General features: G+C 52.9%; 4 protein-coding genes and 2 pseudogenes. 2 read left to right on the forward strand and 4 right to left on the reverse strand.

The window, feature by feature from the left end; all coding sequences use genetic code 11:
* Positions 1-106 precede the first annotated feature (106 nt).
* Positions 107-391, reverse strand: a pseudogene (locus tag CCGE525_RS37160) (DDE-type integrase/transposase/recombinase); the annotation flags it as partial.
* 71 nt (positions 392-462) lie between these two features.
* On the opposite strand from CCGE525_RS37160, the gene CCGE525_RS37165 reads away from it, so the two are divergent.
* Positions 463-720 carry a hypothetical protein gene (locus CCGE525_RS37165; protein ID WP_120709269.1) on the forward strand — a complete coding sequence of 86 codons (258 nt, stop codon included), beginning with the start codon at positions 463-465 and terminating at the stop codon, positions 718-720.
* A 16-nt stretch (positions 721-736) separates the two neighbouring features.
* Positions 737-912: pseudogene (locus tag CCGE525_RS39445) on the forward strand (IS5/IS1182 family transposase); the annotation flags it as partial.
* Positions 913-934: 22 nt separating this feature from the next.
* Here the strand turns inward: CCGE525_RS39445 and CCGE525_RS37170 are convergent.
* The 3 genes from CCGE525_RS37170 to CCGE525_RS37180 form a co-directional block, all read right to left on the reverse strand.
* Positions 935-1,531 (reverse strand): 4'-phosphopantetheinyl transferase family protein, encoded by a 597-nt coding sequence (locus CCGE525_RS37170; protein WP_245472523.1) that lies wholly within the window; start codon positions 1,529-1,531, stop codon positions 935-937.
* Positions 1,532-2,081: 550 nt separating this feature from the next.
* Positions 2,082-2,831, reverse strand: coding sequence for a hypothetical protein (locus CCGE525_RS37175; protein WP_425375943.1), 750 nt, complete (start codon positions 2,829-2,831; stop codon positions 2,082-2,084).
* Positions 2,832-2,877: 46 nt separating this feature from the next.
* Complete coding sequence (locus tag CCGE525_RS37180) at positions 2,878-4,374, reverse strand: hypothetical protein (RefSeq protein WP_120709271.1); 1,497 nt, start codon at positions 4,372-4,374, stop codon at positions 2,878-2,880.
* Between the last annotated feature and the right edge of the window lie 27 nt (positions 4,375-4,401).

The following is a 4,401-nucleotide window of genomic DNA, read 5'->3' on the forward strand; positions in this document are numbered from 1 at the left end:
AGTCCCGACAGCTGGTGTCGGCTGCCCGGCAGCTTCTCGGGAGACCGCCAAGGGCTCTGTTGCAAATTTCCATTTTGGTCATGATGGCCGTAGGTCGGGACGCGGATTACCTGGCAGCCTCTCGGTTTTCGAGATTCCGGGCGAGTAATTCTACCGCCGCCGTCAGCGCGCTCGGTCCGATGCCGAAAGCACGTTCAACGATGCGTGCTTCCCCATGGACGTCGCCTGTCAGGTTGAAAATAGCAGCCTGGCCCTTGCGCAGAGCCCGCATAACCTCGAAACCTTTGATCGTCGCATAGGCCGTTTTCAGCGTCTTGAACCCTCTCACCGGCCTGATCAATTGTTTTAGCTTGCCGAGATCGGCCTCAACAACCTTGTTCAGATATTTGACCTATAGCGCGGCAATTTGACCTGCCGGTGCACGAGTTCCTCAGGACATTTGTCCTCAACCATGTCGCCGAAATGCTCGGCGAAGACCTGGAACTCCTGGAGGCGATCGTCAGCAATTCCGACAATCTGACCTATGGAAGTATCATCAGCGTCATACACGGCGACGATGAGAGAATCACCGCCCTGACTGACGACGGCTTCGACGAGCTGACGCAGATGCTTTCCCATGCTCGGCGTTTGCCCGAAGCCTGGAACGATTTCCTTGACGGCTTCGACAGCCTCTCAGATCCAGACGCCATCGCCCGCATCAAAGCGAAATCTCCGCGGTAACAATCGGTCGGTTACCCAGGGTAGCGAACCGATGATTCCACCGCGCCGTCACCGAAAGAGCCGCATGGCTGCGATCGCAACGCCTACAAGGCGCGGTAAGGGATCGAGAGCTTTTTTACAAAGCTCAAGCAATGGCGAATTGCAACGCGCTATGACAAAGCAGCCGGCAATAGCTCTGGCGCAAATGATTAATTATCACTACGGTCTAATTCGATCAGGCGCCTAGATACGCCAAACCGAGCACATTTTTAGAAGTAACGAGCTCAACCGAAAAAGCACAACTGGCCTTTGCCACGTACGCTGATCCGGCGCCAATATCAACTTCGACGTCCTGGAATTCCAGGAATACGCGGTTCATTGGAAAACACGCCTTATAAACCGCCTCCTTTAAAACAAACAGGTCCCTCCGCCGGAGCAGATCTAAGTCATACATGCTTTGCTCCCTGGAAGTTGCGATCAATTCAATGAGATCCTCCGGAAGAGGCTCATTAGGTTCAATGTCGATACCAAGCGCTGCAATGGTTTTCTTCTCTGCAATGGCGGCGGCGGCTACCGTGTCATGATGCGCCAAAGATCCAACAACGCCATCTGGCCAGATCGGAACGCCAGATCGCGTCTTCAAGATCGGCATCGGTGGAAATCCTAGTTCGGCAAGGAGTGTTCGGGCGATAATCCTTGCCGCACCGCTTTGGCGATGGACTTTGGCAACAGCGCGCCCCAACCCGGCAACTTCCGAAGCGAACAAGCCGGCCTCGTCGGAGGTTTCCACTGAACGAATGCCGGCGAGGATCTTCTGTTGTTCAAACGTCATGATCTCCACCTATTTACCCCTCTAAGCTTTCCGAACCAGAACCGCAGCCGTACGCTCTAGTCTAGTAGGTTTTCGACTGGGACGACATGCTCCGCCGACAAGCCAGCTTTGCGACATCGAGACAACAACATCGGCGCTTCATTCTATGGGAACCGCTCTGGCTGATGCGCCTCCATCATTTCTCGAGGCAGACTTCGGCGGAATATGGCATCCATACCACCATTGGCGACGCAACTTCCATGAGATCTGGACCCCGTACAAATCGAGGTCGCCTGGGAGGCTCTCGAGCGCAGCAATGATCGTCTTTTCTTCTCATCGGCCCTACATTCTCCAGCCAAGCCGCGCGGTTCAGATAGCCGCGTGGCGCTTGTCGCGGTGTTTCGTCGACTCGTTTAGAACCATTGAAATGGCTCGTGCCAGTTTTCGTCTGGGCTGGGCATCCTGCTGAATATTTCTGGCCTACTGAGATCAATGTCGTTCCGCAGCCGGAACCAACCCCAGCCGCGGGTGATCGTCAAGGGCAGGCGAACCGATCCCGACCACAAAACACCTAAAGAAAGTAACGGACCCATACATTTGGTTCCACGTAAACTCCGAGGTCTTGCTCAATTGAAATCAGTACTGGAACTAATGCTCCTTCGACGTCTATCATGCCTGAATTTTGAAGCTTTGCCTGCGTCCATTGTGACCATTCGGCGATGGTGCCGACGACAGTCATGGAATATGGGGCAATCTTGTCTATTTTGCCCCCAGCGTTGAAGTGCGTTCGCAACCATGAGTCAAGCGGATATCCGTCGTCCCGTTGCAATTTGATGTACTCGGACATTGGCATTCGTGAATAAAGATGCTTTTGGGTCGGCCGGACAGGGAACGATATCTCGGCAAAGCCCATTTTCTTTGCGCACACCTTTAGTGCATTGAGCATCGCCAGCGCGTTGCCAATTCCTTGCGCTTTTGCGGCAAGAGTGATTTCGAGAGCGCTCATCGTAGTCGGCTTTCGATCGATTAACCGATCTTCATGGGACCACCGAATAACCTCGTCCCACCCACCGTCGGGCAATTCAGTACGTCCCTTGACATTGAATGCAAAAGGCACTCCGAAAGCACGTCCGACTACTTCGTCATCGACAATTCCGGCGAACGCATAATCCAGATAGTCAGAGAAAATAGGAGTTCCAAAGTAGAGTTTAGTTGTAGGATCGTGCCGTATGAACTCAGGCCATACATCGTTCAAATCTTTCGAAAACACCGCCGGGATCAAATCCGGGCGGGCCCGCAATGAGAAAATCTCAAGCTTCACGTTGCAACTCCATTTTACTCAGTCAATACTGTTGTAAGCCACCAGATTACTTGGCAAGGAAGGCAGCTTTTTCCAATACGAGAAGCCCTTGTTCGATCAGGGAAGCGATCCCGCGATCTCCCTCTTCGACAGCCTTCACGATTAACCGCGCGCTGAGAGAAAGTCGCAAGGCAGAAACGCGAGTTCCTTGCAATTCGCCGCACGAGACTGGCTGACCTAGTTCACAGCGCATTGAGGATATCGGGTTGTGTGCTCTGCCTGCTGCGGGGCTGATGTCCTTGCGCATCTGATAGTAAATCTCCTGTGTCGTTTCTGTAGACACTGGAGTTCGTTTTCCTCTCGGATCGTTATGGAATAACAGAAAGGGAAAGATTGTCTGCACTTGATCCCAGGCTGCACCTTCCGCGAAGGGCCGGCACTGTAAGGCTGATTGTTCTAGGAGTTCAAATTCCTGAGTATAGTGCAGTGCGGAGACGATCGCATCGTGAAAGGCACGCACGACCTTTTCGATGTCTTCTTCTGAAATATTACGGAAAGCGCGCAAGTCCGCGAGGGCAGCTTTCCACCGCAGAAGCAACCCGAAGTTACTCGAATTGGGAAGCGAGCGGACGCCATTCCAATGCCGCGGCCATTCTGGTTGGAGGCTAGCTATCCCAAGTGCGGGATTCAGCGACTGCGTCATCAATCGAGAGGCTGCTGCCTCCGGTATTAATAACATCGCCGAAAAAGCGGGGCCGTTTATGAACTTGGATCCGGTAATGACGACCAAACAATTTGCAGCGAGGTAACTTTGTAGCGTGGATGGAGTCAGCCGGAATTGAGATGCATCGACAAGAATTTCGATGATATCAGGCCAACGACGCTTTAAAGCCTGCGCTCGTATTGGACACGGCGCTAATATTCCGGTTTTGGAAACATCGGTTAACGTTATCAAAATGCGGTCGTATCGCGCCACTGCGGTCGAGACCATCGCTTCAAGTTCGTCAGCGACAACCGCAGTTGATCGCAGGCTGCAATCCTTCGCACGGATATCTATTGATTTAACATCAACGGACTTACCGAGAGCGCTTTCGGCTCCCTTCAAAGCTCCGGCGATCCCACTTCCTGTTTCGGTCGATTGAACCGTAATTGCGAGCGTTTTAATCTTTGCGCTCTCATCCACTAGTCGCGCGGCGAGCATGTGTGCGTCGGTACCTGATGACGACACAATCATTTCAAGTCCTGGAAGATTTGTGAGCCTGTAGAGATCAGCGAATTCGCTGCGCAGTCTGGATATCTCCGCCATGTAAATTTCTGCGGGCTCTCTATTCCGCAAAGCCTCCAACAACCTGGTCCGAACCTCTTCGGCAGCATCGAAACCGGCTTCGGAGATCGTAGATGCCGTCGCAGAACCAAATGCGATTAATCCGCAATCCGGTATCGGTCGGCACCCGTATTTATTGGTCTTTGCCCTTGGGTCGAGCTCAATTCGCTCATCACCTCCCTTGGTGAGCAGCTCAAAGGTAGATGGAAGATAAATGTCGTGCCGAAACGAATGGATCATCAGGCTACATCCCTCTCTCGATCGTTG

It is taken from the genome of Rhizobium jaguaris, assembly GCF_003627755.1.
In the GTDB taxonomy this organism is placed as follows: Bacteria; Pseudomonadota; Alphaproteobacteria; order Rhizobiales; family Rhizobiaceae; genus Rhizobium; species Rhizobium jaguaris.

What these genes read in the sequence shown, in the direction of transcription:
- CCGE525_RS37180 (WP_120709271.1), bottom strand. Translation starts at nt 4,374, where the DNA reads ATGATCCATTCGTTTCGGCACGACATTTATCTTCCATCTACCTTTGAG.
- CCGE525_RS37170 (WP_245472523.1), bottom strand. Translation starts at nt 1,531, where the DNA reads ATGACGTTTGAACAACAGAAGATCCTCGCCGGCATTCGTTCAGTGGAA.
- CCGE525_RS37165 (WP_120709269.1), top strand. Translation starts at nt 463, where the DNA reads ATGCTCGGCGAAGACCTGGAACTCCTGGAGGCGATCGTCAGCAATTCC.